This window comes from Nonomuraea sp. NPDC003709 (genome assembly GCF_040610775.1).
Taxonomy (GTDB): domain Bacteria; phylum Actinomycetota; class Actinomycetes; order Streptosporangiales; family Streptosporangiaceae; genus Nonomuraea; species Nonomuraea angiospora_A.
In genome coordinates this window covers 1-1,983 of record NZ_JBEXMW010000084.1, presented here as the reverse complement: position 1 = coordinate 1,983, position 1,983 = coordinate 1, and the positions used below count along the sequence as shown (strand labels likewise).

The 1,983-nt window shown below is 35.4% G+C and carries 2 protein-coding genes and 1 pseudogene; 1 reads left to right on the top strand and 2 read right to left on the bottom strand.

The window, feature by feature from the left end:
* A partial coding sequence (locus ABZX61_RS65770; protein WP_355213241.1) for a competence protein CoiA family protein occupies positions 1 to 568 on the bottom strand: 568 nt, incomplete at its 3' end.
* Positions 569 to 671: 103 nt separating this feature from the next.
* Here ABZX61_RS65770 and ABZX61_RS65765 point away from each other — a divergent pair.
* A protein-coding gene (locus ABZX61_RS65765) for an IS3 family transposase (protein ID WP_355213243.1) occupies positions 672 to 1,819 on the top strand; the annotation gives its coding sequence in 2 pieces (ribosomal slippage) (positions 672 to 924 and positions 924 to 1,819; 1,149 coding nt in all).
* Between the two features lie 70 nt (positions 1,820 to 1,889).
* Here the strand turns inward: ABZX61_RS65765 and ABZX61_RS65760 are convergent.
* Positions 1,890 to 1,983 (bottom strand): annotated as a pseudogene (locus ABZX61_RS65760) (IS6 family transposase); the annotation flags it as partial.

Below are 1,983 nucleotides of genomic sequence, written 5' to 3'. Positions count from 1 at the left end.
GAAAATTTATTAAAAAGTTTTCATAATAGAGATTAATATTCTGCTTAATTTGAGTAAATTTATGTAAAGGGATTTCATCATCAAAAACTTCAAGTAAGTTCAACCCCAAAGGCGCAATAAAAGAACGTTCAAAAGTCAAATTCAACAAATTTTCACCTCTTTGGTAATATTTTTCCTGAAGTTTCAACCATTTTGGTGAACAATAATAAAGTTGCCGACGAATAAATTCCGCTAGTTTAAGATCAACAATAAGTGGTATTGTCAGTAACTTTTGTGATAAAAAAGGCAGTCGTAATTGCTCAATAAGTCGTCCTTCCCCAAAAGGAATTTCTTCTTGTAAATAAATAATTTTTCCACTCAAATCTTCATGAATCAGTGTCTTCAATCTCAGCTTCTGAGTTTTAAAATCTAATTCCCAATAATAGAAACCTCTATTTTCTGAAAAATAGACTAAATTTTTTTGAAGGTTTGTTATTTGGTCTTTTAACCATAAATTTTCCCCCATAAGCCAAAGCACCGTAAATCCGTGTACTTGATAATTTTCTGTCCGTTCTTTTAAACGTTTCATAGAATGGACTATTATCAAATAAATAGACATAAAAAAGAAAAGCGTTTGGAAAGGTTATAATAAACTAGACACAAAGTTAAGAGAAATCGTGGAAAGGTTTATTATGGCAAGAAGAAAATTCGATAAACAATTTAAAACTTCTGCAGTAAAACTCATTCTTGAAGAGGGTTTCTCTGTTAAAGAAGTCAGCCAAGAGCTTGAGGTTCATGCCAATAGTCTTTATCGCTGGGTTCAAGAAGTTGAAGAATATGGAGAAAGTGCTTTTCCAGGCAATGGGACAGCCCTAGCTAATGCCCAACATAAGATTAAATTGTTAGAGAAAGAAAATCGTTATCTTCAGGAGGAACTTGAACTTCTAAAAAAGTTCCGGGTCTTCTTGAAGCGAAGCAAGTAAAACGTTTTGAATTTCTCTTGAAACATCATGGGAAGATAAAAATTAAACATGCAGTAAAAGTTCTTAAGGTTTCTCGCTCAGGTTTCTATGAATACATGCATCGTCGTCCTTCAAAACAACAAGTGGAGAGAGAAATTCTCTCAGAGAAGATAAAAGCTGTCTTTCATGAGCATAAGGGACGCTATGGTGCGGTTAGAATTACCAAGGTACTTCATAATACTGGTATTATGACCAACACGAAACGTGTTGGGAAACTGATGCACTTGATGGGACTTTATGCCAAGGGAAGCCGTTATAAATATAAACATTACAACAGAAAAGGAGCTTCGCTTTCAAGCCCCAATTTAATTAATCAGATCTTTAAAGCAACAGCTCCTAATAAAGTATGGCTGGGAGACATGACCTATATCCCTACCAAAGAAGGCACCTTATACTTAGCCGTGAATATCGACGTTTTTTCACGTAAGATTGTAGGCTGGTCAATGTCTTCACGGATGCAAGATAAACTGGTGAGGGATTGCTTCTTACAAGCTTGTGGGAAAGAACATCCTCAGCCTGGCTTGATTGTCCATACTGATCAAGGGAGTCAATATACAAGCTCTCGTTATCAATCTACTCTTCGTCAAGTCGGTGCTCAATCTAGCATGAGTCGTAAAGGAAATCCATATGACAATGCAATGATGGAGTCTTTTTATAAGACGCTAAAGAGGGAGCTTATTAATGATGCTCATTTTGAGACAAGAGCTGAGGCTACTCAAGAAATATTTAAATACATTGAGACCTATTACAATACAAAAAGGATGCATTCAGGTCTTGATTACAAGTCTCCAAAAGACTTTGAAAAATATAATTCTTAAATTCTCTTAACTCCGTGTCTAGTTTTTCGTTGACTTTCCAGAAAAGTCTATATTTTGGGGGTCACTACATTCTTCGGTTCTTTTTATATATTCCTCGAAGGGTCTCCATGCCCTTAATCGTGGAAGAGGCTGTACGGAGACTTTGATAAAATTTATTCCGTCGT